The 25,821-nt window shown below is 61.8% G+C and carries 20 protein-coding genes; 10 read left to right on the plus strand and 10 right to left on the minus strand.

What is annotated here, in order from left to right; genetic code table 11:
• Positions 1 to 975, minus strand: coding sequence for an ABC transporter permease (locus AC6I6S_RS18720; protein ID WP_497952300.1), 975 nt, complete (start codon positions 973 to 975; stop codon positions 1 to 3).
• Positions 976 to 1,183: 208 nt separating this feature from the next.
• Here AC6I6S_RS18720 and AC6I6S_RS18725 point away from each other — a divergent pair, with 208 nt between their 5' ends.
• The 4 genes from AC6I6S_RS18725 to AC6I6S_RS18740 all read left to right on the plus strand — a co-directional run bounded on the left by AC6I6S_RS18725 (position 1,184) and on the right by AC6I6S_RS18740 (position 6,164).
• Positions 1,184 to 2,845, plus strand: a complete 1,662-nt coding sequence (locus tag AC6I6S_RS18725; protein WP_497952302.1) for an ABC transporter substrate-binding protein — start codon at positions 1,184 to 1,186, stop codon at positions 2,843 to 2,845.
• Positions 2,846 to 2,958: 113 nt separating this feature from the next.
• Complete coding sequence (locus tag AC6I6S_RS18730) at positions 2,959 to 3,735, plus strand: SDR family NAD(P)-dependent oxidoreductase (RefSeq protein ID WP_497952304.1); 777 nt, start codon at positions 2,959 to 2,961, stop codon at positions 3,733 to 3,735.
• 29 nt (positions 3,736 to 3,764) lie between these two features.
• The gene (locus AC6I6S_RS18735) at positions 3,765 to 5,156 is read left to right on the plus strand and encodes an aspartate aminotransferase family protein (protein WP_497952306.1); all 1,392 of its coding nucleotides are present in this window, start codon (positions 3,765 to 3,767) and stop codon (positions 5,154 to 5,156) included.
• A 240-nt stretch (positions 5,157 to 5,396) separates the two neighbouring features.
• On the plus strand, positions 5,397 to 6,164 hold the full coding sequence (locus AC6I6S_RS18740; protein WP_497952308.1) for an IclR family transcriptional regulator: 768 nt from the start codon (positions 5,397 to 5,399) through the stop codon (positions 6,162 to 6,164).
• 430 nt (positions 6,165 to 6,594) lie between these two features.
• Here the strand turns inward: AC6I6S_RS18740 and AC6I6S_RS18745 are convergent, their stop codons facing one another.
• Together AC6I6S_RS18745 and AC6I6S_RS18750 are read right to left on the minus strand one after the other, a co-directional pair.
• Positions 6,595 to 7,437: a fumarylacetoacetate hydrolase family protein gene (locus AC6I6S_RS18745; RefSeq protein ID WP_497952310.1), complete on the minus strand. Its 843-nt coding sequence runs from the start codon at positions 7,435 to 7,437 to the stop codon at positions 6,595 to 6,597.
• A gap of 658 nt (positions 7,438 to 8,095) precedes the next feature.
• Positions 8,096 to 9,109, minus strand: a complete 1,014-nt coding sequence (locus AC6I6S_RS18750; protein ID WP_497952312.1) for an agmatinase family protein — start codon at positions 9,107 to 9,109, stop codon at positions 8,096 to 8,098.
• Between the two features lie 246 nt (positions 9,110 to 9,355).
• Here AC6I6S_RS18750 and AC6I6S_RS18755 point away from each other — a divergent pair, with 246 nt between their 5' ends.
• Positions 9,356 to 10,387: an NrpR regulatory domain-containing protein gene (locus AC6I6S_RS18755; protein WP_497952314.1), complete on the plus strand. Its 1,032-nt coding sequence runs from the start codon at positions 9,356 to 9,358 to the stop codon at positions 10,385 to 10,387.
• On the opposite strand, the gene AC6I6S_RS18760 is transcribed toward AC6I6S_RS18755, so the two are convergent.
• The 5 genes from AC6I6S_RS18760 to AC6I6S_RS18780 all read right to left on the minus strand — a co-directional run bounded on the left by AC6I6S_RS18760 (position 10,384) and on the right by AC6I6S_RS18780 (position 16,580).
• Entirely contained in the window at positions 10,384 to 11,205 is an 822-nt protein-coding gene (locus AC6I6S_RS18760; RefSeq protein WP_497952316.1) for a nitrilase family protein, read from the minus strand. The genes AC6I6S_RS18755 and AC6I6S_RS18760 overlap by 4 nt on opposite strands.
• Positions 11,202 to 13,103, minus strand: a complete 1,902-nt coding sequence (locus AC6I6S_RS18765) for an ABC transporter permease subunit (protein ID WP_497952318.1) — start codon at positions 13,101 to 13,103, stop codon at positions 11,202 to 11,204. The genes AC6I6S_RS18760 and AC6I6S_RS18765 overlap by 4 nt, the downstream gene beginning before the upstream one ends.
• Positions 13,104 to 14,186, minus strand: a complete 1,083-nt coding sequence (locus AC6I6S_RS18770; protein ID WP_497952320.1) for an ABC transporter ATP-binding protein — start codon at positions 14,184 to 14,186, stop codon at positions 13,104 to 13,106.
• A gap of 5 nt (positions 14,187 to 14,191) precedes the next feature.
• The gene (locus AC6I6S_RS18775; RefSeq protein ID WP_497952322.1) at positions 14,192 to 15,295 is read right to left on the minus strand and encodes an ABC transporter substrate-binding protein; all 1,104 of its coding nucleotides are present in this window, start codon (positions 15,293 to 15,295) and stop codon (positions 14,192 to 14,194) included.
• 157 nt (positions 15,296 to 15,452) lie between these two features.
• Positions 15,453 to 16,580 (minus strand): RNA ligase, encoded by a 1,128-nt coding sequence (locus AC6I6S_RS18780; protein WP_497952324.1) that lies wholly within the window; start codon positions 16,578 to 16,580, stop codon positions 15,453 to 15,455.
• A 103-nt stretch (positions 16,581 to 16,683) separates the two neighbouring features.
• On the opposite strand from AC6I6S_RS18780, the gene AC6I6S_RS18785 reads away from it, so the two are divergent.
• The 5 genes from AC6I6S_RS18785 (at position 16,684) to AC6I6S_RS18805 (ending at position 21,498) form a co-directional block, all read left to right on the plus strand.
• Positions 16,684 to 17,373 (plus strand): RNA ligase partner protein, encoded by a 690-nt coding sequence (locus tag AC6I6S_RS18785; RefSeq protein WP_497952326.1) that lies wholly within the window; start codon positions 16,684 to 16,686, stop codon positions 17,371 to 17,373.
• A 638-nt stretch (positions 17,374 to 18,011) separates the two neighbouring features.
• Positions 18,012 to 18,605 (plus strand): plastocyanin/azurin family copper-binding protein, encoded by a 594-nt coding sequence (locus AC6I6S_RS18790; RefSeq protein ID WP_497952327.1) that lies wholly within the window; start codon positions 18,012 to 18,014, stop codon positions 18,603 to 18,605.
• 89 nt (positions 18,606 to 18,694) lie between these two features.
• Positions 18,695 to 19,324 carry an IS607 family transposase gene (locus tag AC6I6S_RS18795; protein WP_497952328.1) on the plus strand — a complete coding sequence of 210 codons (630 nt, stop codon included), beginning with the start codon at positions 18,695 to 18,697 and terminating at the stop codon, positions 19,322 to 19,324.
• Entirely contained in the window at positions 19,317 to 21,056 is a 1,740-nt protein-coding gene (locus AC6I6S_RS18800) for a zinc ribbon domain-containing protein (protein WP_497952330.1), read from the plus strand. The genes AC6I6S_RS18795 and AC6I6S_RS18800 overlap by 8 nt, the downstream gene beginning before the upstream one ends.
• 295 nt (positions 21,057 to 21,351) lie before the next feature.
• Positions 21,352 to 21,498 (plus strand): hypothetical protein, encoded by a 147-nt coding sequence (locus tag AC6I6S_RS18805; RefSeq protein WP_497952332.1) that lies wholly within the window; start codon positions 21,352 to 21,354, stop codon positions 21,496 to 21,498.
• A 335-nt stretch (positions 21,499 to 21,833) separates the two neighbouring features.
• Here AC6I6S_RS18805 and AC6I6S_RS18810 read toward each other — a convergent pair whose 3' ends face one another.
• A complete protein-coding gene (locus tag AC6I6S_RS18810) occupies positions 21,834 to 23,264 on the minus strand; it encodes an FAD-binding oxidoreductase (RefSeq protein ID WP_497952334.1) in 1,431 nt (476 codons plus the stop codon).
• Between the two features lie 215 nt (positions 23,265 to 23,479).
• Complete coding sequence (locus tag AC6I6S_RS18815; protein ID WP_497952355.1) at positions 23,480 to 25,660, minus strand: heavy metal translocating P-type ATPase; 2,181 nt, start codon at positions 25,658 to 25,660, stop codon at positions 23,480 to 23,482.
• Positions 25,661 to 25,821: the final 161 nt, after the last annotated feature.

Below are 25,821 nucleotides of genomic sequence, written 5' to 3' on the forward strand. Positions count from 1 at the left end.
TTAGTATTTGATCCGTGGGTCGAGCAGTCCGTACACGAGGTCGACGATGAGGTTCGCCGCGATGAAGGTCGCGGCGAGGACGAGCAGGCTCAACTGAATAACCGGATAATCCCGGTTGAGTAGGCCATCGAGGAGCAACTGTCCGAGCCCCGGGTACGAGAACACCTGTTCGATGATCACGATTCCGCCGATCATGTAGCCAAACTGGATGCCGATAATCGTCACCGTCGGCATGAGTGCGTTCCTGAGAACGTACTTTCTCGTTACACGTGACTCGGGGTGGCCGAACGCGCGTGCCGTTCGCGTGTAGTCTTTCGTGAGTTCCTCGAGCATCTCCGAGCGCAGGTATCGGGTGATGATCGCCGCGTTGATGATCCCGAGGGTCAACGCGGGGAGAAACGCGTGCTGGAGGTTTCGAATGGGATCCTCGGTGATCGGATAGTAGCCCGACGCCGGTAACACGTTTAGATATCGTGCGAAGACGAGGATGAACAGGATACCGAGCCAGAAGCCGGGGATCGAGACGCCGAACTGCGAGAAGAACAACGCGCCGTAGTCGGGCAGCTTGTTTCGGTTGATCGCGCCGACGATCCCGAGCGGAAAGGCGATGACGACCGAGATGAGAAGCCCCAGCAGTGCGAGCTGGAGCGAACGGGGATACCGGATCGCGATCATGTCGCGAACCGGCTGGTTGTTGATGACGCTGTGTCCCCAGTTACCGGTGACGACGCCGTGCATCCAGACGAAGTACTGCTCCCAGACGGGCCGATCGAGTCCGAGTCGTCGTCGCATGGCGTCCGCCGCTCCCTCCTCGGCGAACTGCCCGAGCACGATGAGGGCCGGGTCGCCCGGAACGAGTCTGATGATCGAGAAGATCACTACCGAGGCACCGAGCAGAATACCAACGCTGATACCGAATCGCTTCAGCGCGTAGCTGGCCCAGCTCACGGTTCGTTCCCCTCCGTTCGTTCCCATTCCCCGGGAAGGACGGCCCGCTCTGATGACACGCAGTCGTCTCCATACATGGATATCGGTCGAGTACTGGACGGTTGCGCTCGCTCCCATATAAATCGTGGGGGTCGATCACATGTGCCAGCCATCCCATCACAGTCCGCTCGCGATAATGTAGCAGAAGAGTTGTTTTTGCGTAGGTTTATGGTGCATCAGTGATACGCATACTCGTATGTCACCTAGTGACAAATCTACCCCACTCGTCGACCTCGAGTCGTCGGGCTTGAGCCGTCGGCACTACCTCGCAGTGGTTGCAGCACTCGGTGCTCCGGCAGCCGCCGGCTGTGCAGACGACGGTGACGGCGCAGTCGAGGGGAACGGGCTAGAAAACGGAGCTGATGACGGTGAAGACGTCGATACCGGCGAAAACACGTTGCAGTCGACCATCGAGAGTCCCCTGACGAACCTCGACCCCGCGTACGGGGGTCTGTGGGTCGATTACGCCGTCGGCGGACTCATGCACGAGCAACTGTTCCAGATCAACCGCGATCTTGAACTCTCGGAACTGCTCGCCGAGGACGTGGATATCGAAGACGACGGACAGACATGGTACATCGAGTTGCGCGAGGGCGTCGAGTTCCATCCGCCCCACCAGCGAGAGATGGTCGCGGAGGACGTCGTCTACAACTTCGATCGGATCGCGGACCCGGACGTCGGTTCACCGCGTGCGGACAATCTCGTGATCTTCGACGATTGGTCGGCCGAGGACGAGTACACGCTGCGCCTCGAGATGGACGAACCCAAAGCGAGCGTAAGCGCCTGGCTCGGTTACATGGGGCTGTCCGTCCTCTCGCCTGACGCCCTCGAAGAGGAGGGTGATGCCCAGGACCACCCCGTCGGAACGGGGCCGTTCAAATTCGAGGAGTGGCAGCCACGTGACTACATCCGGCTGTCGAAGTTCGATGATTACTGGGACGACGACCTCCCGCACGTCGACGAGTTCGTCGGCCGACCGATCGGGGAGGAGTCGGTCCGGATGACGGAGTTACAGAACGGAGACATAGACCTGCTCAGGGATCCCCCGCTCGACCAGATCTCCGATCTCGAAGACGACGACAACATCACGGTCGATCGCCAGCCCAGCGGCGGCTACCGTATGATTCACATGAACCCCCTGGACGAACCCGAAGCGGGACGATCACCGGAGCGGCCGACTACCGTTCGGGAGGTTCGGCAGGCGGTCAACGAGGCCGTCGACAGGGAGGGAATGCTCGAGATCATCGACGGTGGATTCGGCTCGCCTGCACAGACGTGGTTCCCCGAGGAAAGTCCGTGGCACACCGATTACGCCCCGTACAATATGGGGGCGGATCCCGAAGCCGCCCGGGCGCTCATCGAGGAAGCCGGCTTCGAGACGCCGCTCGAGATCACGATTCTCTCCTCGCCGGACGATCCGGTGTTGAGTCAAATGGGGCGGATCCTCGAGGACAACCTCAGTCAGGCTGGGTTCGATCCGGATCTCAACGAAGAGGAGATCGGTACGTGGGTCGATCGAATGACCGGGCGCGAGTTCGACATCGTCGTCGACTTCATCATCAGCTCTCCCGATCCGGACGTCCTCCGCAGCCTCCACGACCAGGAGTACGCGCGGCCGCTCATGCCGATCGAGGACGACGAGCCCTTCGAGCTATGGGAGGCCGGAAACGCCGCGGAATCCCAGGAGGAACGATACGAGAGTTACGAAGAACTGCAGCAGTACCTCGTCGACGAGGCGTATCAGGCGGTGCTCTACCACCGAGACCGGGTCGAAGCGTACACCACCGAGGTACAGAACTACGAAACGCATCCCGTCCAGCTAAACTGGGAGCTGAAAAACGCACAACTCGACCGATAGCTATCTAATGCAGGCCACGGTTGTGAGAACACAGACGAACACGGCGTTCCACTCGATACCACCCGGAGCCGACGGGTCACGCCGAGGGAAGGCCGAGCGAAAATAACCATACAATGCGACTCGAAAACAAGTCAGTACTCGTCACAGGAGGAAGCACAGGGATCGGCCGTGCGATCGCCGTAAAGTGCGCACGCGAAGGAGCCAGCGTCGTCATTGGGGACGTTCGCGAAGAGCCGAAGGAGGGCGTCTACTCCACGCTCGATGACGACACGCCGACCGTCGACCTCATCGAATCCGAGGGTGGAGAGGCGTCGTTCGTTCAGACCGACGTCGCCGACCCCGAGCAGTGCCGGGCGCTGGTCGAAGAGGCGATTGCGTCCACCGGTCGCCTCGACGTCCTCGTCAACAATGCGGGCGTCCACAGCGATCACGCGCCAACCGATCTCGAGGGGCTGTCCATCGAAGAGTGGCAGCGCGTCCTCGCGATCAATCTCTCGGGACAGTTCTACTGCTCGAAGCACGCCATCGAGGAACTGAAACGGACCGAGGGAACGATCATCAACCTGGGTTCGGTTCAATCACAAGAGGCCTCGAACGACCCAGTCTACGCGGCGTCGAAGGCCGGGACGGTTAACCTGACACGCGACATTGCGGCCGCCTACGGCGCGGACAACGTTACCGCGAACGCGGTCTGCCCAGGTCCGGTTCGAACGCCCAACTGGAACTACCTTCCCGAGGAGGCGATCGAGGCTGGGCGAGAGCAGACGCTCCTCCCGCGGTTCGGGGAGCCGGAGGACATCGCGAACGCCGTTCTGTTCCTCGCGTCCGACGATGCCGAGTGGATCACGGGCGAGGCACTCTACGTCGACGGTGGATGGACCGCACACTGACATAACGCAACGACACCAATTACCTACCCATGACAGACGACTCAGAGACAATCGACACGACCGACGAATCGTACGGGGAGAAGCCACTGGCCGCGTACTCCCGCTCGATCGAACTGCAAAACGCTGCCCTGGAGGAGATTCCCGAGGCGGCATCCTCGAACTACCGTGGTCGAACGTCGTACTCGCCGTACCCCATGATCTACATGGACGAAGCGGACGGCGTGGAGATTTCGGACGTCGACGGAAACGAGTATATCGACTATCACTGCGGTGTCTCGTCGATCATCAGCGGTCACGGACCGGACCACCAGCGTGCGGTCATCGACGACCAACTCGACCGCGGTGCGTACTTCGCGACCACGTACGAACTTGAGTACGAGACGGCGCGGCTGGTGAACGAGGCAGTACCGGGAAGCGACCGGACGAAGTTCAGCAGCACCGGCACCGAGGCGATTATGACCGCGATGCGGCTAGCACGAGCGTACACCGGCAAGGAGAAGATCCTCAAATTCGAGGGGATGTATCACGGTCACACCGACTACGCGCTCATGAACTACCTGCCGCCGACAGGGGTGCTCGGCGGTCGGCGTAATCCCACGAAGATTCCATCGGCGACGGGTGTTCCACAGAAAACGCTCGAGACGGTCGAGTCGATCCCGTGGAACGACGCGGAGTTGCTCGCCGAGAAACTCGAGCGCGAGGGCGACGAAATCGCGGCCGTGATCACCGAAGCCACGATGAGCAACGCGGGTCTGCTCTGGCCGACGGAGGGATACCTCGAGCGGGTTCGCGAGCTCACGCGCGAACACGACGTGCTCTTCATCCTCGACGAGGTCGTCACCGGCTTCAGGATCGCCCTGGGCGGCGCACAGGAGCGCTTCGACATAACTCCCGACCTCGCCATCTACGGCAAGTCGCTGGCAAACGGCTACCCCTGTGCGGCGCTGACGGGGCGTCGAGAAGTGATGGATTTCATCAAGTCCGAACCCGACAAGGCGACGTTCATGGGAACGTTCTCCGGCCATCCCATCGCCGTCGCGGCAGCGAAGGGGAACCTGGAACTCCTCCTCGAGCGCGGGCAATCGGGATACGATTCCCTGGACCGACGTGGAAGCGAGTTCGTCGACGGACTACGCGAAACGCTAGCGGGCGCCGGACACAACGTCTTCATCCCGGAGTTCGCCGGCTTCACCTATCTGCACTTCGTCGAAGACGGCAGCGAACCGGAGACGTGGACGGAGTGGCGCGACGTGAGCGGCAACATCGACATCGAGGCCTATGAGCGGTTCGCGAGCGAACTGATCGGCGAGGGAGTGTTCTTCCCCCCGAAATTCGGCCGGATCAATCTCACCCACGCACACACGGACGAGCACCTCGACAGGACGCTCGAAACGGTAAAAGACGTCGCAGAGCGGCTGTAACGCCTCCAATCACGACATCTTGTTTTGTGTTCACATTCGCGTCGGTGTTCCGTATCCGCTTTGGGACAACCCAGTCGACGCGAGACCAGGAGGGCACGTTCGATCGATGAACCCGCCAAGTGGGCAACTGCCGCACTATCGTCATCTGTAAATTCCGATAATGAATAGGGATTAATCTATTCCGAGTTCGTCCATCATGAGTGGACAACAGTTTTAGTGACACCGGACGTTCCCCCTCCTATGTCAGAGCAAGCCACGAAGCCGGTCGGGTCGATCGAACTGACCTTCGAGGTGCTGGGGGCCCTCAAGGACGAAGGCGGTGCGGGTGTGACCGAAATCGCAGACTACCTCGAGATTCCGAAGAGTACGGCCCACAGTCACCTGACCACCCTCGAGCAGGTAGGCTACGTGACGAGGGACGGAAGCGAGTACCACGTCGGGCTCAAATTCCTCGAACTCGGGGGGTACGCACGCGAACGTATGAAACTGTATCAGACGGCACAACCCGAAGTCGCTGATCTAGCCGAACGAACCGGGGAGTGGTCGAACCTGCTCGTCGAGGATAACGACCGCGGAGTCTACGTCCACACGGAACAGGGAGAGCGCGCCGTCGAGCTGGACGTCTACGAGGGAAAGCGGGTTCCGTTACACAGTATCGCGCTCGGAAAGGCGATTTTAGCGTTCAAAAGTCGAGAGGACGTCCGCCGGGTGATCGACCGTCACGGGCTGGCGGCGATCACGCCACGAACCGTTACGGATGAGGAGACGCTGTTCAGACAACTCGGCGAGATTCGCGAACGCGGATACGCGTTCGACCGCGAAGAGCGGTTACAGGGGCTGCGGTGTGTCGCCGCTCCGATCATGTACGACGAGAAGGACCAGGTGTTCGGAGCGGTGAGCGTCTCCGGACCGACGAGTCGAATGAAAAGCGAGCGGTTCGAGGAAGAGATCCCTGAACTGGTTACGAGCGCGGCGAACGTGATCGGCATCAATATGACGTACTCGTAACCCCCGGCCGAATCCGAAACTCTACGGCGGCGTGTCTACGAATGAATGTCCATCATTAGTGGACGCAAGGGCCATCTCGAGAAGCATTGGGGGTTACAGATATATTCTTGTAATGGGCACGGCGGTATCGCGAATAGTGGGCAGGCGAATTCCCTTTGTTGGGCTGTAAACCCGGAATCAACGGGATTACCTATAGAGAATCGAATATTCATACGTGTTGCTGGGATGTCCCCGCACCAGGCGCGGTCAGCACGTCGTCCATCATTGGCGGACAACCCAACGGCCCTTATCAGATACGGCCAGGGACAATGATGTCGTCCCCTGAAGTAGAAACGATATAGCGAGACCAACCCGCTCGAGACACGAGTAACCCGACCGGAAAACCGTTCAGAACTGCGTTCTCGACGTGCGACGTCCCCGCATTTCGTGCTCAGTCGTCAGCTTCTTCGACCGTGTTGGTAAGTGTCCCAACGTCCTCAATCTCGATTTCGACGGTATCATCCGGATAGAGTTGAATGTCCTGGAATGTCCCGACACCTTCGGGCGTTCCGGTCGCGATAACGTCGCCAGGTACGAGTTCGACTCGTGAGGAAACGAACGAAACGAGCTCCGCGACGGACCGGATCATCAGGCCGGTATTCTCGTCTTGCATAATCTCGCCGTTTACTCGAGAGGTTAACTGGAGATTTTGGGGATCATCGATCTCGTCGACGACGACGTGTGGGCCGATCGGCGTCGTCTCCTGCATCGTTTTTCCGGAGAACCAGTCGAGCATCGTCTCCTCTCCCACGGGTAGCTCGAGCTGGAGGTCACGCGCGGAGGTATCGTTGAGGATCGTATAGCCGGCTACGTGCTCGAGGGCGTTTTCGGGGGAAACGTGGCGTGCAGGCTGTCCGATCACCGCCGCGAGTTCGGCTTCGTAATCGATCTCTTCGGTTACTCGCGTGTGATACGAGATCGGTTCACCGTGACCGACCAGCGTTCGCGGGAGTTTCATGAAGACTAACGGTCGCTCAGGAACTGCCGTGTCGGACTCCGCCGCGTGTGCTTCGTAGTTCAACGCAGCACAGAAGACGGTGTTCCGTTCGGTCGTCGGCGGAAGGTATGTTATCTCGGATTCAGAAAACGTCTCGCCGTCGCCGGCCGTGGCGTCTTCCGGTCGAGAGAGTGCATCTCGGAAGGAGTCGAACTGTGCGGTGACGTCACGAATGGTACCGTTTTCGAACAGACCGATTCGTGACTCTTCGTCGGTACTGAAGCGTCCCAGTCGCATACCGATCAGTTCACAGCGCTGCTCTTTAAGCGTTCCTCTGTTTGAACGACGTGTAACCCGCTTGTAGCGAAGTGGGATATTGGAGTAAATTAGATCACATGTCTAATTAAAATTCATACCTGCAAAAAAATACCTATTTAAAATATATTCTCGATGTGTAAACAGCGTACCGTGCGGAATCAATGGATAGAGCGCATAAACCGGGGAAGGACGGACGAACGGAGCAAAAAGGAATCAAACCACGATCGTCCGGCCGAGGGTGACAAACAAATCGGTTAGTGTCTCATCCCGCCATTCCAGTCCGATCAAACGCCTCCGAACCAGGTTCCTGCGTTCGAATTTGGCCATGTTGCTCTACCGGTCTCGCTCGCTTACAGCGGACATATATTTTCGTAACTAAATCATACGAAATAATTTAGCTTTTGTAAAATATCGAAATACGTATATTTCTGTACCACTCCCGTTGCTCAACCCCGTTCGAATGCGGTAGCCAAGCAAATCGGATACGACAAACACGGTCGACTCCTCCGCGCCGACTCGAGATCACACACCTCCGGGAAACGGTCGCTGAACGAGTCGGGACCTGAGAGCGCTTGATCTGCGCCACCTCGCTCAAGTTCGGCACCCAGTTCGATGGGGCTACAGCACTGATACCCTGTCACGCCGCCCGCTCGGCGAACTGGCGCTCGAGCAACCGCACCAGCAGATAGGCCGCGAGCCGTTCGGTTCCCTCGGTCGAATCGTAACGTGGGGCGACTTCCATCAGGTCGACCGCACCGACGGTCTCTGCGCCCCCGAGAACCGTCATCGTCTCGAGGGCCTGGTGGGGCGTGAGCCCGCCCGGCACGGGTGTACCGGTCCCCGGAGCGCCGCTCGGATCGACGGCGTCGATGTCGAAGGAGACGTAGACCGCGTCGGTGTCTTCGGCGGCCGCCGCGACGGCGTCTTCGACGACCGATTCGACGCCTCGCTCCTCGACGTCGCCCATCGTGTAGAGGTTGAGCCCCGTCTCGTCGGCGAACTCGAAGAATTCGGGTGCCTCGTACCCCCGGATACCTACCTGACTGACGTCGCTGTACTCGGTGTGGGGAGAGTCCGCGATCAGGGCGGTACTCGAGCCGTGGAAGTCGGTGCCGAACACCGGGCTCTCGGAGACGGTATCCGTGTGGGCGTCGATCTGGACGAACCCGACCCGGTCGTGACCGGCCCCCTCGGCGAACCCGCGAACCGCGGGGAAGGTACAGTAGTGATCGCCACCGAGGACGACCGGAAACGTCTGTTCGGCGACCGTCGCCACGTGGGCGGTGATGCTCTCCGCGGTGGTCTCGCTGTCCATCGGGAACACCGGCACGTCGCCGCAGTCGGCGACGGTGAGGTCGTCGAAGTTTACCTGCTCGCCGGTCCCCATGTTCGTCAGCCCGCCCTTGTAGTCGGAGAGGTACGCCCACCAGCCGCTGGCCCGGCGGATCGCCTCGGGACCGTAGCGGGCGCCCGGCCGGTTCGACACCGCGCCGTCGTAGGGGATTCCGAGGACGGCCGCGTCGACGTCCGCGACGTCCTCGAGGTCGCGGGGATCGCCCTTGAGAAACGTCGACAGCCCGGCGTAGGCGAGTTCGACCGAGGCGCCCTCGACGCGCTCGCGGAACTGCGCGGCTGGCGTCGGTTCAGTCATAGGTCTCACCCGCGCTGGCCGCGAAGCGATCGGCAGTGGTGAACCACCGTGTCTCGCCGATACTTCCGTCTGACAGCGACTCGAGACGCGCTGTAGTCGTCTCGCGGATCGCGCGTGTCACTGGGAATGTCATACGCACACGGCTGGCAATCGTCTGCCACCGTCTTAGTTGTAGCGAGCGGACGCGGCGAGCCCGGTTTTCGACCCAAACTTTCGTAGTGACGCCCGCCGAGTGTGGAGGTATCGATGGCACCGGATCTCGACAGACGGACCTACGACCTCCTCCGACTCGTCGATCAGCACGGACCGATCGGCAGCATCCACCTCTTCGAGTTGATGCAACTCCACGGGTACGACATCAAAGACCGCACCATCAGACTGTTGCTCTCGGAGCTGGATACGGCCGGGCTGACCGAGAAAGTCCCCGGCCAGGGTCGTCGCCTGACCACGACGGGGCGGGCGGAACTGGAGAGAGGAGACGTCAACACCCGTCTCGAGCAGCTCCGAGCCCGGATCGCTACGCTCTCGAGTCACGTCAGCTACGATCCGATCGACGACAGCGGCGTTCTCGTCGCGTCGGCGGCGTTTCTCCCGGCGGCGAACGTCGACGCGGCGCTCGAACTCGTCGCCCGCCTCGAGAACCTCCCACTCGGACCCCTGCCCATCGCCGTCGAGGACAGTGACGAGCACGAACCGGGCGACGTTCGACTGATCGCGGCCTCGAGTATCACCCTGGACGGTGTCTTGCTCGCCCACGGCGTCGACGCCAGCATCTCGAACTCGGGGGTTCTCGAGTACGAGCCGACTGACCAGCCGGACGACGAGCACACCCTCACCTGTGGCGGGCGGCTACTGCGGTACATCGACGTGATCAACGGCGAGGGCTCCTCGATCGACGTCGTCTCGCTGCTCATCGAAGCCGGTCGGAGCGACGTCCGGAGCATCCTCGAGTCCGGTGAGCGCGGCCTCCTGATCGGTGACAGCCGCGAGTTCCCGATCACGCGGTTCGAGGAGGCCCAGGACCTAGCGGTCACGACCCAGGAAGCACTCGGCGGCGCACTCGAGTTTCGGCGCCCGCGCGAACAGGATCACCTCCCAGGGGGTACATCGACGTGGGCGTTCGGTTCGATCACGTACGTTGGCCCCGGCGAACTCCTGTTGACCGCCCTCAGCGAGTACGATCTGGCCGACGAGTGGGAGACGCTGTACGGTACGGTCGAACGGGCAGAGCTCGAGCCGGTCGGAACGGCCCGACCGGAACCGGCCCTCGACGACTAGTCGAGGTCGTACACGTCGGGTCGCCGGTCGCCGAGCGCGTCGTCGCGGGGGGAAAGCGCCTTCGTCCGCGCCTGAGCGAGGTCGCAGGTCGCCTCGAGGACGTGCTCACCCGTCGTCGGTGCCGGTCCTGCAAGCGGGACGCCGTCCGGGCCGACGATACTGCTCTGTCCCTCGAAAGAGAGGCCGCGTTCGGTGCCGGCCCGATCCGCACACGCGAAGAACAGCCGATTCTCGTTCGCGTGGGCGACGGTCTGATGGACGCCCATCGTCCAGCCGCCGGGTCGTACCCCGTCGCTCGAGTCCGGCCAGTTCGTCGGCACCGCGACGAGGTCGACGCCCGCCCGTGCCTGTGCGATCGACAGTTCGGAGAACCAGAGATCGTTGCAGATCTGAACCCCGAGGCGGCCGAACGGCGTGTCGAACGTCGGCACCGAGTCGCCCGACTCGAACCAGCGGTGCTCCCGGTCCCAGAGGTGGAGCTTCCGGTAGCAGCCCTCGACGCCATCCGGGGAGACGACGAGCGCGCTGTTGTAGAGTGAGTCGCCGTCGGCTTCGGCGAACCCACCGACGATCCAGGTGTCTGTTTCTCTGGCGGCTCGTGTCCAGGCCCGAGCGGTCTCGCCACCTCGAGGTTCGGCCAGCGACTCGAGTTCGGCGCGCGACTGGAAGACGTAGCCTGTCGTCGCCAATTCGGGGAGGACGACCAGCGAAGCGTCGCCGTGGTCGCGGACGATCTCGAGCGTTCGCTCGCGATTGTGGTCGACCGCTCCGAACTCGGGCACCGTCTGGGCGACGGCGACGGTGATCGGCTCGCTCACTCCCAGATCCCCCCGGAGAGCCGGTCGATCGCGACCATCACGACGACGGTGAGACCGATGAAGACGACGCTCGCGGCCGCGATGGTCGGCGAGTAGCCGTACCGCAGCGAGTTGAAGATCTGGATCGGAATGGTGTCGACGAGGAAGAGCGACAGCAGCCAGGCGATGATGTACTCGTTGAGCGAGAGGATGAACGCGAACAGTGCCCCCGAGACCACGTTCGCCCGCAACAGCGGGTACGTGATCGTCCTGACGGTTCGCAGCGGCGACGCCCCGAGGTTCATCGCGGCCTCCTCGTAGACGCGATCGAGTTCGTCCAGTCCCTGTGAGATCAGGATGAACGGGAACGGCGCGTAGAAGATGCCGTGGGCGACGATGATGCTCGTTCGGGTGCCTGCGAGTCCGAGCTCGAGGAAGAAGATGAGAAACGCCACGCCGACGATCACCGGCGGGACGAGGATCGGTAGGACGCCGAACGTCCCGATGATCGTACTCCACCGGTAGTCGTACCGGTCAAGCGCGAACGCCAGCGTGCCGCCGATCGTCGTGCTCAACAGCGCGACCGCGGCGGCGATTCCGAGGCTCGTGAGCAGCGCGAGCACCCACGACGTGCTGGTGAAGAACTCGGCGTACCACTGCAGCGAGAACCCGCCCGGCGGGAATGTCAGAAACTGTTCCGGCGTGAACGAGACGGCAATGATGATCGCGAGCGGGGCGGCGATGAAGACCATTACCCCCGCGACGTACAGCCGGCTCGCCGTCCAGATGACGCGCTCTCGAGTCCGGGCGTCGACGTTCGTAACGGCCGCATCGAACTGCCGTCCGGCCGCGCGTGTGAGGCGGGTGAGCCCGACGGCCGAGGCGACCGACCCGAGCCCGCGTTTGAGCCCGCCCGCCGCACCGGACGATCCGAACCCGGTCGACTCCGGCTGACCGCCGTCGGCTTCCGCGACCTCGCTCCCGCCGAGACTAGCGGTGGTCACGTTCGTAAACCGCACCATGACCCACAGGAACGCCAGGACGACGGCGATCAGGCCGAGGCTCATCGCGGCACCGAACGGGTAGTTCTGCTCGCCCATGATCTGGGCTTCGATCAACACAGGAAGAGTTCGTTCGGCGGCACTGCCAAGCAGCCGCGGCATGACGTACGCCCCCAGCGCGAGGATGAACACCAGCGCGAGCCCGCTGACGATTCCGTTTCGCGAGAGGGGGAGCGTCACTCGCCGGAACGTCGTCGCCGGTCCGGCTCCGAGATTCTTCGATGCCTCGAGGAGTTCGCCGTCGATGTTCCGGATGCTGCTGTACAGCGTGAGGATCATGAACGGGAGGAAGACGTACACCATCCCGACGACGAGCCCCCAGTAGCCCGGGTAGAACGACTGGGGTTCGGCGAGGATTCCGGTGGCGACCCCGATCGAACTCAGGACGCCGCCGGAGGCGAGGATGACCTGCCAGGCGTACGCCCGGATCACGTAGGTGACCCACAGCGAGGAGATGATCGTGATCAATAGTACGCTCCGGAGCCACGGCCGCTTCATTCGTGCGAGATAGTACGCGATCGGGTAGCCGAGCAGCAGCGTGGCGCCGGCGGTGACGAGCGAGATCTCGATCGTCAGCCACAGCTGTCTGAGGTACAGGTTCGCCTCGACGGGCGGCCAGCCGGTCGTCAGGCTCACGTCGAGAAAGCGCGCGTAGTTGTCCAGCGTAAACCCGGATCGGTAGGAGCCGCCGGGGATGTTCACGTAGAAGCTGAACACCACGAGCAGTCCGAGCGGGACGAGAAAGATCGCGACGAGCCAGAACAGCGGATAGCCGAGTACGTACCACCGGGTGTTGGATTTGACGCCGGCGCGACCGCTCTCGTCTCCGTCGTCGCCTGTCGTCGAGTTCGCTCCCATCTACGCCTCCACGATCCGGCAGTCGTCGGCGTCGACGCTGACGGTCACTCGATCGCCGGCGGTGCGTTCGTCGGTTCCGCTGCGCCTGACGACGACGAGTTCGCGCCCACCCTCGGTCTCGAGGCGGTACTCGACGCTGCTGCCGAGGTGGCGTCTGAACTGAACCGTTCCCTCGAAGGCGTTCTCAGTCGTCGCCGCTCCCGCGCCGTCGGTGCTCGCTTCGATGGCGAAGCGCTCCGGGCGGACGACGACCGACACCGACTCGCCGGCCGCAACGCCGGCGTTCCGGGCGCGCATCGTCACGTCTCCGCAGTCGACGGTCGCGTACCCGTTCTCGACGCTCGAGACCGTGCCGTCGAAGAGGTTCGCCGTCCCGAGGAAGTCCGCGACGAAGCGGGTCGCAGGGTCGTCGTACACTTCCCCCGGTGGGCCGACCTGTTCGAACCGGCCGTCGTTCATCACCGCGAGTCGGTCGGACATCGTCAGCGCCTCCTCCTGGTTGTGCGTGACGAAGACCGTCGTGATCCCGACTTCCTGCTGGATACGGCGCAACTCGACCTGCATCTGCTCGCGCAGCTTCTTGTCGAGGCTCGCCAGCGGCTCGTCGAGCAACAGCGCGTCAGGTTCGGGCGCGAGCGCTCGAGCGAGCGCGATCCGCTGTTGCTGACCGCCCGAGAGCTGGTCGGGGGTTCGGTCCGCGACGCCAGGCAGTTCGACCAACTCGAGCATCTCGGCGACCCTGGCGTCGATATCCTCGTCGGTGTGGTCGCCGTCGACCTTCATCCCGTAGGCGACGTTCTCGTAGACGGTCATGTGCGGAAAGAGCGCGAAGTCCTGGAACACCATCCCGGTGTTGCGCTCGTACGGCGGCGCGTCCGTTACGTCGACGCCGCCGATCGAAATCGTTCCCTCGGTGGGTCGCTCGAAGCCGGCGATCGTTCGCAGTGTCGTCGTCTTGCCACAGCCGGAGGGGCCGACGAGCGTGACGAACTCGCCGCTCTCGACGTCGATGTCGACGCCCTTGACCGCGAGCACGCCGCCGGGATAGCGCTTCGTGACGCCCGAAAGTGAAATGCCGCTCATCGGTTTCAACCGATGATGAACTCCTCCCAGCGCTCGTTGACCCACTCCTCTTCCTCGAGGTAGAGGTCGTAGTACGGCACGATCGCTTCCTCCGGTCCGGGACCGGCGATCGCCTCGTAGGTTTCGTCGTCGAGTTCGGAGTGTTCGGTGTCGATCACCGGCGCGGTGTACAGCCCTTCGGCGAGCGAGTCCTGGACCTCCGGCCGGGAGGCGTAATCGATGAACTGCCGCGCCTCGTCGTGAAGCTCGGTCGTCTCGAGGACGACCCACGAGCCGGAGTCGAGCACCGAGCCCTCCTCGACGAAGTTCGACTCCACCGGCGCGCCGTCGTCTTGCATCACGTTCGTGATGTCGCTGTAGAGCATCCCCGCCGGCACCTCGGCGTCCCGCAGTCGCTGCTGGAACTCCGCCTCGTTCTCGTACCAGAAGTTCGCCTGGTCGGTGACGCCCTCGAGTTCCTCGAACACCTCTTCGACGCCGTCGCGGTCCTCGAGCGTCTCCTGGCCGTCGAAGTAGAGCTCCGCGGTGATGTCGAGCAGGAAGGAGTTCGAGGCCAGCCCGAGCAGCCCCATCTGGTCCTCGTACTCGTCGTCCCAGAGCGCCTCCCAGCTGTCGATCGGTTCCTCGAACACGTCGGTGTTCTGGACGAGATTGATGTACCACGAGAGCGCGCCGACGCTGGCGATACCGCCCTCGCGTTCCTCGACCAGGTCGTCGCTGATGTACTCGAGGTTATCGAACTCGTCGGGGTCGTCCCAGATGTGCCACAGTTCGGAGTTCAATCCCCGGAGGACACCGACGGTCGACATGATCGCCACGTCGACCGGCGCCTCGTCCGCGCTGACGGCGCTCTCGTACTGCGACAGCGCTTCCTCGGCCGTCGGTTGCTCCTGGGATTCGGCCTCGAAATCGACCTCCTCGTTGAACGGCTCGAAGAGCACGTCGTTCATGACTTCCTCGAAGATCCCGCCGTACACCGCGACGGTCAGCGTCCCGTCCCCGTCGAGGAGATCCGTACAGCCTGCCAAACCGCCCAGTGCCACGGCACCCCCCGCTGCTGCCGACGTTCGAAGGAATGTGCGTCTCCCGTGCGTCTCTGACCCTGGCATTATGTTGCCACCTCTCACAGAGTGTTCCGGATGACTTTATATAAAGGTTCCTACGGCGAACCTACGGGAGAGACCGAGACGCTCGCGTTGCAGTCGTTCTCGCCGTCGAGGGCACCGAGCCAGTGGCTGATTCGGGGACCGCCGCGAGGGACGGGAGTTACTGGACAGCTCCCTCGCCCTCCAGACGGTTCCGGATGCGATCTCGAGTGGCGGCTGCGACCTTCACGAACTCGACGACCCGCTCGTCCCCGTCGCGACGGTCGTTCGTGATCTCGAGGGTCAACGATTGTCGCTCGAGATGCTCGAGCAGCGATTCGATGGACTCGGGGTCACCGCGGATCACGTGCCGTTCGCCGATCGGTTCCCCGTCCTCGACGTTCCGGATCGTCTCGACCATCGGCAGCAGAATCGACTCGCCGAGGTCGTGAGCCCGCTCCCGAAGGCGCTCGTCGCCTTCGTCCAACTCCGCGGCCTGGAACGCGTCGCGGACGACACGAGAGAAAAAGAAGTCCTGTCCGTAGTCGAACGGGAGCGAGAAAGCGTACGCGAGTTCGCCGTGGTGTTGTGTTTCGGTCGTGTACTTGGCCATCGCCGTTCCGTCGGCGGATTTCATCACGACTCCCTCGCGTCCGGCGACGTCGAGTTCGGTGATCGCGTCACGAACGCGGCCGATCGCCGACCTTCGGTCGCACTCGCCGAAGTACCGAGGCTGTCTGAGTCCGTACGCCTGACAGCGATCACGGCGCTCGGTGACGGGAATCGGCTCGCCGGATTCCCGGTCACGGATGTCGAACACCCGGAAGTCGTTCGTATCGACCTCGTCGTAGTCGTGAGCCGTGTACGGTGACTCCGGACCGATCAACTCCGCACAGAGCATTGTCTCGGGGTAGTCCGCGAAGTACGTCGACAGTGGCAACAGTTCGCGCGCTCGAGCCGTCGTGTACGGACAGACGTACCCGCTTCGCGTGAACGCGAGGGGTTCGCCGACGTCGGCGATCCGGACGTTGAACCCGTTGAGTTTCTCTTCGATCGCGACAGTCGCGTCGGCGTCGAAGAACGCGGGAATACCCGCTTCGAGCACGAGTATCCGCGGGATGTGGGGATAGCCCCGGATCACCACGTCCGCTGCGTCGATGATGACGGTTCCGCGCTCGACGCCGTGGCGCGCATCGGGGAGCACGGCGTAGCGTCGGCCGGCGGCGAACTGGTGTTGGAAGTGCTCGAGGAGTTCCTCCGGATCGTCGGTCGTCGGATCCAGCCGGTCGACGTAGGTATGCAACTCCATACCGTGTTAAACGGGTTGGCCGGTCAAAAGCGGTCGCCCGATGCCCCGACGCGGCTCGTCACGCCGGGTGAAAGCTTTGTACGAGAGGAACGAAACTGCGGGTATGCCCGGGGAGCCACCGCGACAGCAGTTCGTCCTGGATACCTCGCTGTTTCTCACCGACGAGATCCGCGAGGACGACGAATCCCTCGAGGAGGCCGTGGATCGGTTACTCGAACTCATCGCGACTGCCCGCCTCGAGCTCAACATGTCCTTCTACGTGCCGCCGTCGATCCACGACGAACTCGCGACGATGCTCCGGGATCGGGACGTCAGTGACGAAGTGTTCTCCCGACTCGACACCTGGGTGATCCGGAAGAGTCCGGATCGATATGGCGTCACCATCCCCGCGAACATCGTGTACGACTTCATCGACGAGATGAGCGGGCGGGTCGACCGCGGCCTGCGGGTCTCCGAGGAGGCACTCCGCGAAGTCGAACAGCTCGATCCGGCTCAGTTGGCCGCCGATTCGGACGGCGACGGGCGCGAGGAGTTCATGACCGAGGCCGACCGGATTCTCTCACAGATGCGTGATAAGTATCGTCGTGCGCTCCGTCGGGGCGTCCTCGACTCTCGAGAGGATTTCGATCTCCTCATCCTCGCCCGCGAACTCGACGCTGGTGTGGTGACCGAAGACCGGGGAATCATCGCCTGGGCGGACGAGTTCGGCCTCCGCTATCTCCGCGGCGGCCAGTTTCCGCGACTCCTCGAGGAGTATCTGAACGCGGCGGGGGTCTCAGAAACCGAGACGTAATTCCGGTGAGTGACGGCCAGCGTGGACACAGACCGGTCGGTGTTCGTTGCGCCTCAGGCACTCGCAAAAATTCGCCCAAGAGCGGCGACTAGGACCTGGACGGGAGACGCTTTCCTCGACCCGTACGACCCTGCTGATGAGCCGACGTCGAATTCGACGTCGGCTCATCAGGTTCGCGAACGACACTTGCGTGCCGTCCGTTACTTGGTCTTCACGTCCCGTTTCCCAGGCAACGGGGATGTGGGCCGGTTCGATTCTCCTGTGAGGCGTTGACCTTGTGACCGTGTTACGGGTCAGTTGGTGGTTGCCGCGACCCGTTTCGTCCATCCGCGGAGGACGGCCCGAAACGGGCGTCCAGTCTGCCCTCACCGCTCTTGCTACAGTAACATATAGGTCACCAGGTTTAATAGAGCTTTCCGAAATATGCTTGTTAATAACAAGCACTGTTAATGGTCGTGGTGGCCGACCACGTCACCGCTCCGCGCCGGGTGTCTCGACCCGGCGGAACCGACGACGTGTCTGAGCGTGCCTGGCTCCTGGGAGTGGTGCCACGGCTGCTTCGGGACCCTCGGGCGAACACAGCTGCGCTCTGCATACTCAGGGGCGACCTTCATCGCTGTGGGTTGTGAACTACTTACATGGCGAGAGGAGAGACAGTTTCGAGACGGGTGTTTCTCGCCGGTGCAACTACGACCGGTGCAACGGCTACAGCGGCCGCTCAGGACAACGAAACCGAGGGGAACGAAGAAACGGAGGAAACGGACGGCGGAACCGAGGAAGTGATCGTCGGCCCCGGTGGGGACCTCGTGTTCGAGCCCGAGGAACTGACCGTCGAACCTGGCGCGACGGTCGTCTGGACGTGGGAGTCGGACAACCACAACGTCAACCCCACCGAGCAACCCGAAGACGCCGACTGGGAGGGTCACGAACCGATCGAAAACACCGGATTCGAGTACGAGTTCACGTTCGAAGTCGAGGGTGAGTATCACTATGTTTGCGATCCCCACATCGCACAGGGGATGGAAGGTGACATCATCGTTGGCGAAGAACCCGATAACGGAGAGGCCGCTCCGGCGGCCGAAGTCGACATTCACGAACTTGGCGTACCGATCCAGAAGCACTTCGTCGGCGTCGCGACCTTTCTCGCGATATTCGTTTCGCTCGTATTTACGTTCTATCTGCTGAAATACGGCGAGTCGACGCACTCACAGAGCCCCGGACGGAAGCGTTGACACCCTCCTGCGCTGAAGGGCGGGAAGGGGTCGCGTCACTGCTACAAAAATCAGGATTTTTAAGTAGTGAACGGCAGTAAATAGCAGTAATGGCAAAGGTGTACTCCATAGGAGAGTTCGCAGATGAACTTGGAGTCCACCGTGAAACAGTCAAAACGTGGTGCAGAGACGACCAAATCACGTATTCCCGAACCCCCGGTGGACATCGACGGATTCCACACACCGAACTTCAACGACTCACAGGTGAACCATCGAGGAGAACCGATAAAGTCGCCATCTATGGGCGCGTTTCAGGCCACGCCCAGAAACAAGACGGCGACCTTAACCGACAACTCGACGCCCTCACCGAATACGCACACGACCGCGGATGGAGCATCGAAAACAAATACTCTGACGTAGGAAGCGGACTCAATGAGAACCGGCGTGGGATGAACAAGCTCTTGGACGACGCAGAGAACGCTGACTACGGGCGTGTTCTCGTCACGTACCAAGACCGGCTCACTCGATTCGGATTCTCCTACCTCGAACGCCTCCTCAACCAGCACGGGGTGGAAATCACTGTTATCAACGAAGAAACCGACAAAACCGCACACGAAGAACTTGTGGACGACCTCCTACAACTCGTCGCTAGTTTCGCAGGCAAACTGTACGGGATGCGCTCCTCGAAACGCAAGCGCATAGTCGAAACCGTGGAGGAAGAGGTGGAAACAGATGAGTAGTCACCTCGCACTCCCGATTAGATTACCATTCGAGGAGCGAGAGAGCCACGCCCGGTTGGACACACTCACCACCAGTGTAGCCAACACGCTTATCGGTCGATACTGGACGCCCAAACACCTCACTGGACTTGACGACTACTCGTATCAAGCATGGAAATACTTTGACGAAGCCGAAGCCTTTGCTAATGTAGACTTGTACCTCCCCAGTCGGTACAAACGGTGTGCGATGCAGAAAGCCGGAGAGACGCTACGGAGTCACGCCGACAAACGCGAAGCATTTCAGACTATCAAACCACTACTTCCAGACCACAAGATTCGGCGTATCCACACCCGACGAATCAAAGAACAACTCTGGGGCTCTGAAGAATACATCAAATCCGGGTACGTTGACCAGCTCATCGGACAACTCAACTCGCACTACGACTGCCACGGTCGATTTCCTGAATCGTATTTCGATATGCAGGAATGCCCCACGTACTCGAAAGGAGTTCTTCCGTACTCCGCCGACGACGGCCCGACAAGCGGACAGATCGTGAAATACACATACGACGAAGACACGCAGACGCTTACGGTCAAACTCAAAACACCCGATACTGTCGAACCCGAAACTCGGGGTGATTGGACGTGGACAGAACACACGCTGGAAGGCTACGAAGCCTTCCACGAACTACTCGAACACGGCAGCCTCTCCGCACCCTCGTTCCACCCCACACAGACGAAAACGGGGGACGACTACTACGAATTATCATTCCCCGTCGAAGTCGAACACCAAGAGAAAACGGACAGCGTTGGAACCGTCTTAGCGATTGACGGTGGCCTCCGAAAAGATTCCACGGCAGTCGTTGTGGATGAAGATGGAGAGCAACTCTCCGTACCATACTTCATCCAGAACACGGAGCGAGAACGGATGAAAAACCTTGCACGTGAACGTAATCAACTCAATTCCAAGTTAGCGTACCTGCGCCGACATGGACGCGACCACACGGACTCGTTCAAACAGGTTCACGCAGAGTATGAACGAGTGAACAACACGATTCGGAACAAGCGAGAGCAACTTGTTCACGACGTAGCCAACCAAGTCCTCGCACTCGCTCTCGTGTACGATGTGGATGCGATTGTTCACGAAGACCTCCGTTCCTTATCTCCACCTCGTGGTAAAGGCCAACTCTCGTGGGAACTCAGTTCGTGGGCACGCCGAGGGATTATCTCGAAAATCGAGTATCGGGCGGACATTGCCGGATTGCACGTGGAGCGAGTGCGTCCGGGCGACACGTCTCGGTCGTGCCCTCGATGCGGTTCCACCGGCCACACCACGAAGTCTCCCGACCACTTCCGCGAGGTGTGGTGGGGCGGTCACTTCCGCTGTGACAACGCCCGATGTGGGTTCCAAGCCGACCGTGACTACGTTGGTGCAGTCAACGTGGCTCGCGTGTTCTTCAGTGACTCGGCAACGCTGAACCACGATTTCACGTCCTCCTACACGGGAGACTTTGAAATCGTGCCAGCTAGCCGTTCCGCTGGCCCGCGTCTCGCGTTCGGTGAAGCGCCCATAGCGTTTATCGGACAGTCGGAGAAAGATGTGACTGCTGGTGGTGGGTCGTGCTTCATAGCGCCCGCTGTCACCCCGACAGAGACGAAAAACAATAGCAGTACCCAAGTTTCAGTGTCAAGCCCAGCGACACACAGCACCACTCAATTCACGAGAGAGACTGCTGTTTACTGCCGAAAATAGGAACGGTCAAGAACCGGGCGTCGAAGACGAACCGGATCAAACCGAGGGGGAGAACGTTACCGACGACGAAGGGAATACCACGGATTAAGTGCCGAAAGAGTGGTGATGACAACGAGTGAGGGGATCGACCGTCTCCTGGCAGAACGCCTATCACTCGCTACCGATGGAATGAGACACCCACCTCGCGGATGATGACTCCTCGCTGTGTCGGTGAGAGTCCCCGACTGTACGCGGTTAGGTCGTGAAGTGAATCAGCAAGCCCAACACCTACACTCGAGACGCTAATAGATGACGTATGGTCAGACTTTCGACAGTCGTTATCGTTCTCGCGATCATCCTCGGTATCGGCCTCATTCCGATTCCTGTCATCCCCGGCGTTGGCATTATCGTTGGAATCACGGGTGTTGTGCTGGGAATTGTGCTCAGGCTTCTTGGGCTGTGAGGGGGCGCGGATAGTAGTCTGTATTATACGACGACGGAGAGTAGCAACACCGGCCTTTGTGCTTGCGTTTTCGCGTAAGCATACGGGACGATCATGATATTCGTAAGAAATACTTTTGCATACGGAGTTACGTTGTCTACGTAGCGGGGGGTCGCGACGGTGCTGTGGTGGGTTCGAAAACACACACCGGCCCTCGCTGCCATGCCGGGGATCTCTTATCATCCCCGTTATAGAGCGGCTTTGGATTCGGCGACGACAGAACAGTGACGTCCCTCGACGACTACAGTCGTGGGTTTCCGCTATCATTGTGTCACAACTGAGCCGAAGAGGTCGACTCACGACTCCGTCGCCCGCGGAACGATACTGCCGTTCGGGGCGAACAGGTTCGTCGGATCGTACTTCGTCTTGATCTCGACCAGCCGATCGTAGTTATCTCCGTAGAGCAGTTTCGCCGGGTCTTCGTTCAGTCCCGGGAAGTTGCCGTACCGACCCGATGCGATCGATAGTCGCTGTGCCTCGGCGATCCCTTCGCGGGCCCAGGCGACGTTCACCTCATCGTCGTCGGGATTCTCCCAGTTGGCTTCGAAGGTGAGCATGTACGGCTTGTCGCGGTGCCAGAACGCCGTTTCCTCCCGGGGAACGTCCGCGACCGCACCGCCGAGATGCCAGCAGTCGACCGTCGACAGCGCCGACGGGGCGGATTCGCCGTACCGGATCGCGAGTTCGAGGACCTCGTCGTTCAGTTCCTCGAGGTAGATCGACTTCCAGTAGTAGCGAAGCCCGTCCGGGTAGTCCTCGTCGAGCATCGACTGCAGGTCGACGAACGACATCGAACCACTCAGCTCTGCGAGCGGCGTCGCGCTTTCGCGCAGCGATCGGAACACTTCGTCGCCGTCTTCACCGCCGCGAGCGGAACCGAGCAGCGCCACCGCCGGTTCGCCCCACGTTTCTTCGGGAAACTCCTCGAGTTCCGGGACGTGGACGGTAAAGGCGAGCACGCCGGCGTCTCGCGGTGCGCTGGCGGTCCACTCCCGGAACGCGGCCAGTACTGCGGTCGCGTCGTCGCCGTGGAACCACGTGAAGAGCACGTCTACCGCTGGCCCGACCTCATGGAGAGCGTACTCGAAGGAAGTGACGACGCCGAAGCTGCCGCCACCGCCGCGAACCGCCCAGAACAGGTCCTCGTTTTCGTCCGCGCTCGCGGTGTAGACTGTCCCGTCCGCGGTCACAACGTCGACGCTCCTCAAATTGTCCATTGCTAGCCCGTACTGTCGGCTCAGATGGCCGTAGCCGCCGTTGAGCGTCAATCCGGCGATTCCCGTCTCCGAGACAGCGCCGAGGGCCGTCGCGAGGCCGAACAGTTGTGTTTCCCTGTCGACGTCGCCCAGCGTTGCCCCGCCCTCCGCCCGGACCGTGTTTCGCTCGCGGTCGACGCGGACGCCGTTCATCTCCGTGAGATCGACGACCAGGCCGCCGTCACTGAGGGCCGTGCCGGCAACGTTGTGGCCTCCGCCGCGGACGGTCACCTCGAGATCCTGTTTACGCGCGAACGTCACCGCAGCGACGACGTCGGCGACGCCCGTACAGCGGGCGATTATCGCCGGGTACCGGTCGATCATACCGTTCCAGACTTCGCGGGCCTCGTCGTAGTTCGGATCGGACGGCAGCAGTACGTCGCCGTGAAACTCCGCCGTGAAGGAGTGGACCGCCTCACTCGAGAGGCGTGCGAGGGTTTTTTCGCCCGGAGATTTATCTGTCGTTGCCATACCGTGTGGTATGCGCCCAGTGAGCATAACGATTGTAGAGTAGATTGGATGAACATCAATAATGACGGTGAGTTATTATCGGGCCGGACGCCGCTCCACCTGGAACCCGACTCCGGTTGGGAAAGGGCCCTATGGGAACTCGAGATGGGCCGACAGTCGTCCGCTCGTACGTCCCTGTTGCGAGCGACGCTTTCGAGCGTGGCGCTCCGACCGAGTCAGCCGCTATATCCGAGCAGTCGGAGCCCGATCAGCGAGACGAGTACGGTCGATCCCTCGTGGCCGATCACGGCGAGCGGCAGGGGAATGCCTGCGGTCAGAATCGCACCGATCATGATCACGATCGCGCCGAAGGCGATGCTGAGGTTCGTCAACAGGGTTCGACGGGTCGCACGGCCAAGACCGAGGGCATATGGAATCTTACTGAGGTCGTCAGACATCAACACGATATCGGAGGTCTCGAGTGCGACGTCGGTGCCCGCTCCACCCATGCCGATGCCGACCGTCGCCGTCGCGAGTGCCGGTGCGTCGTTGACGCCGTCGCCGACCATGGCGACGGTATCGTAGCGGGCGAGCAACTCCTCGACGCTCTCGACTTTCTGTTCAGGAAGCAGCTCCGCTTTCACCTCGTCGATCCCGACCTCCTCGGCAATGTTTCGCGCGACCCGCTCGTTGTCTCCCGTCAGCATGACGACGTGCTCGACGCCGAGGGCTCTAATCCGATCGATCATCTCAGCAGCGCCGGGACGGACGGTATCGGTGAACGCGAGCCATCCGAGCACGCGTATTCCGTCATCAGTTTCGTCCGCAACGAGTACGCTCGTCTTGCCGTCGTCTTCGAGCGCTCGTAACGCTTCCAACCCGGCGTCGAACCCGTTTTTCCCGGCGTCCGCCTCGAGCGTATCGAAGTATCGCCTGTTTCCGATATGGATCGTCCGATCCTCGACGACCGCCCGAACGCCCTTCCCGACGGTCGCCCGAAACCCGTGTGCGGCGGGTATCTCGAGAGCCTGTTCGTCGGCGGCGTCGACGGTCGCCGCCGCGAGGTGGTGTTCCGAACGAGCCTGGACCGACGCAGCCAGCGTGAGCAACCTATCGTCCGTCAGCGGCGCCCCCTCGAGTGTCGCGCCGTCGCGGACGACCACGTCCGTCAGCTTCGTATCGCCCTCGGTGAGCGTTCCCGTCTTGTCGAAGGCGACTGCGTCGATCGTCGCCGCCGTCTCCACGTACTCGCCGCCTTTGAAGAGAACGCCCTGTCGCGCACCCGCTGCGATGGCCGACAGCACCGCCGCCGGCGTCGAAATGATGACGGCACAGGGCGACGCTGCCACCATGAGCGTCATGGCACGGTAGAACGTGCTGTCGAACTCGTGGCCGAGCATCGTGGGGATCGCGATCGCAGCCGCCGTGAGCGCGAACACGCCCAGGACGTACGGCTGCTCGAGGCGATCAATGAGCCGCTGGGTCGGGGCCTTCTGGCCCTGGGCGTCTTCGACCATGTGGATCAGGCGGGCGATGGCCGACTCGTGGGCCTGGCGAGTGACGCGCACCTCCAGGCTACCGGTTTCGTTGATCGTCCCGCCGTAGACCTCGTCGCCCGGCTCTTTCGCCACGGGCATCGATTCACCGGTCAGCGACGACTGATCGACCGTACTCTCGCCCGATTCGACGACCCCGTCGAGGGGAAAGCGATCGCCGGGTCGAACGACGAACACGTCGTCGATCTCGACGTCGTCGATGGGGACTGTCACCTCCGATCCATCATGGAGGACCTGAGCGGACTCCGGACGCATTCGCATGAGCGACTTGATGGCCCGACGGGACCGACCGATGGCATAGTGCTGTAACACGTTCGAGAGCGAGAACAGAAAGAGCAGCATCGCCCCCTCGAACGGTGCGCCGATGGAGAGGGCGCCGAGTGCAGCCAGTATCATGAGCAGGTCGATGTCCACGGCGCGGTGGCGAAGGGTTTCGATGCTGGCTTTGAGCCCGTACCAGCCGCCGAAGCCGTACGCGGCTCCGTAGGCGACCCACGGTACCCACGCCGGCGCACCGAACCAGCCAGCCAGGAGCCCGCCGATCATTCCGACGAATGTGACGCCGACGAACGCCGCCTCCCTGCGGAGCGTCGACCGCCCGTCGTCGTCCTCCCCCGCCTCTTCTCGTGGTTTGACGCCGAAATCGCGAACCACGCGCTCGAGATCGGCCGGTGACGTGACTCGTTCGTCGTAGTCGATCCGAAGGATGCCGCTGTGAAACGAGGCGTTGACGTCGCGGACACCCGCGACCGTACGGAGTTCACGCTCGAGTGCGAGCGCACACGACTCACAGCTGCGCCCGTGCTGTTGGCCGACGTGGAGCGTACAGCTCGCGGCCGGATCGACGGCCGTGGCCGCCATCTGGCGGGCCGTCCGCACCGCATTCCGCGAGGATAGTCGGCTCGAATCGTACTCGAGTGTCATCGTCCCGTTCGACGTGTCGACCGCTACGGAAACGATTCCCTCGGCGCGATCGGTGTTCGCTTCGCCGGCTTCATCGTCGGCTGGGCCGTTCGGTGAGG

Source organism: Natrononativus sp. DTA114, assembly GCF_059736515.1.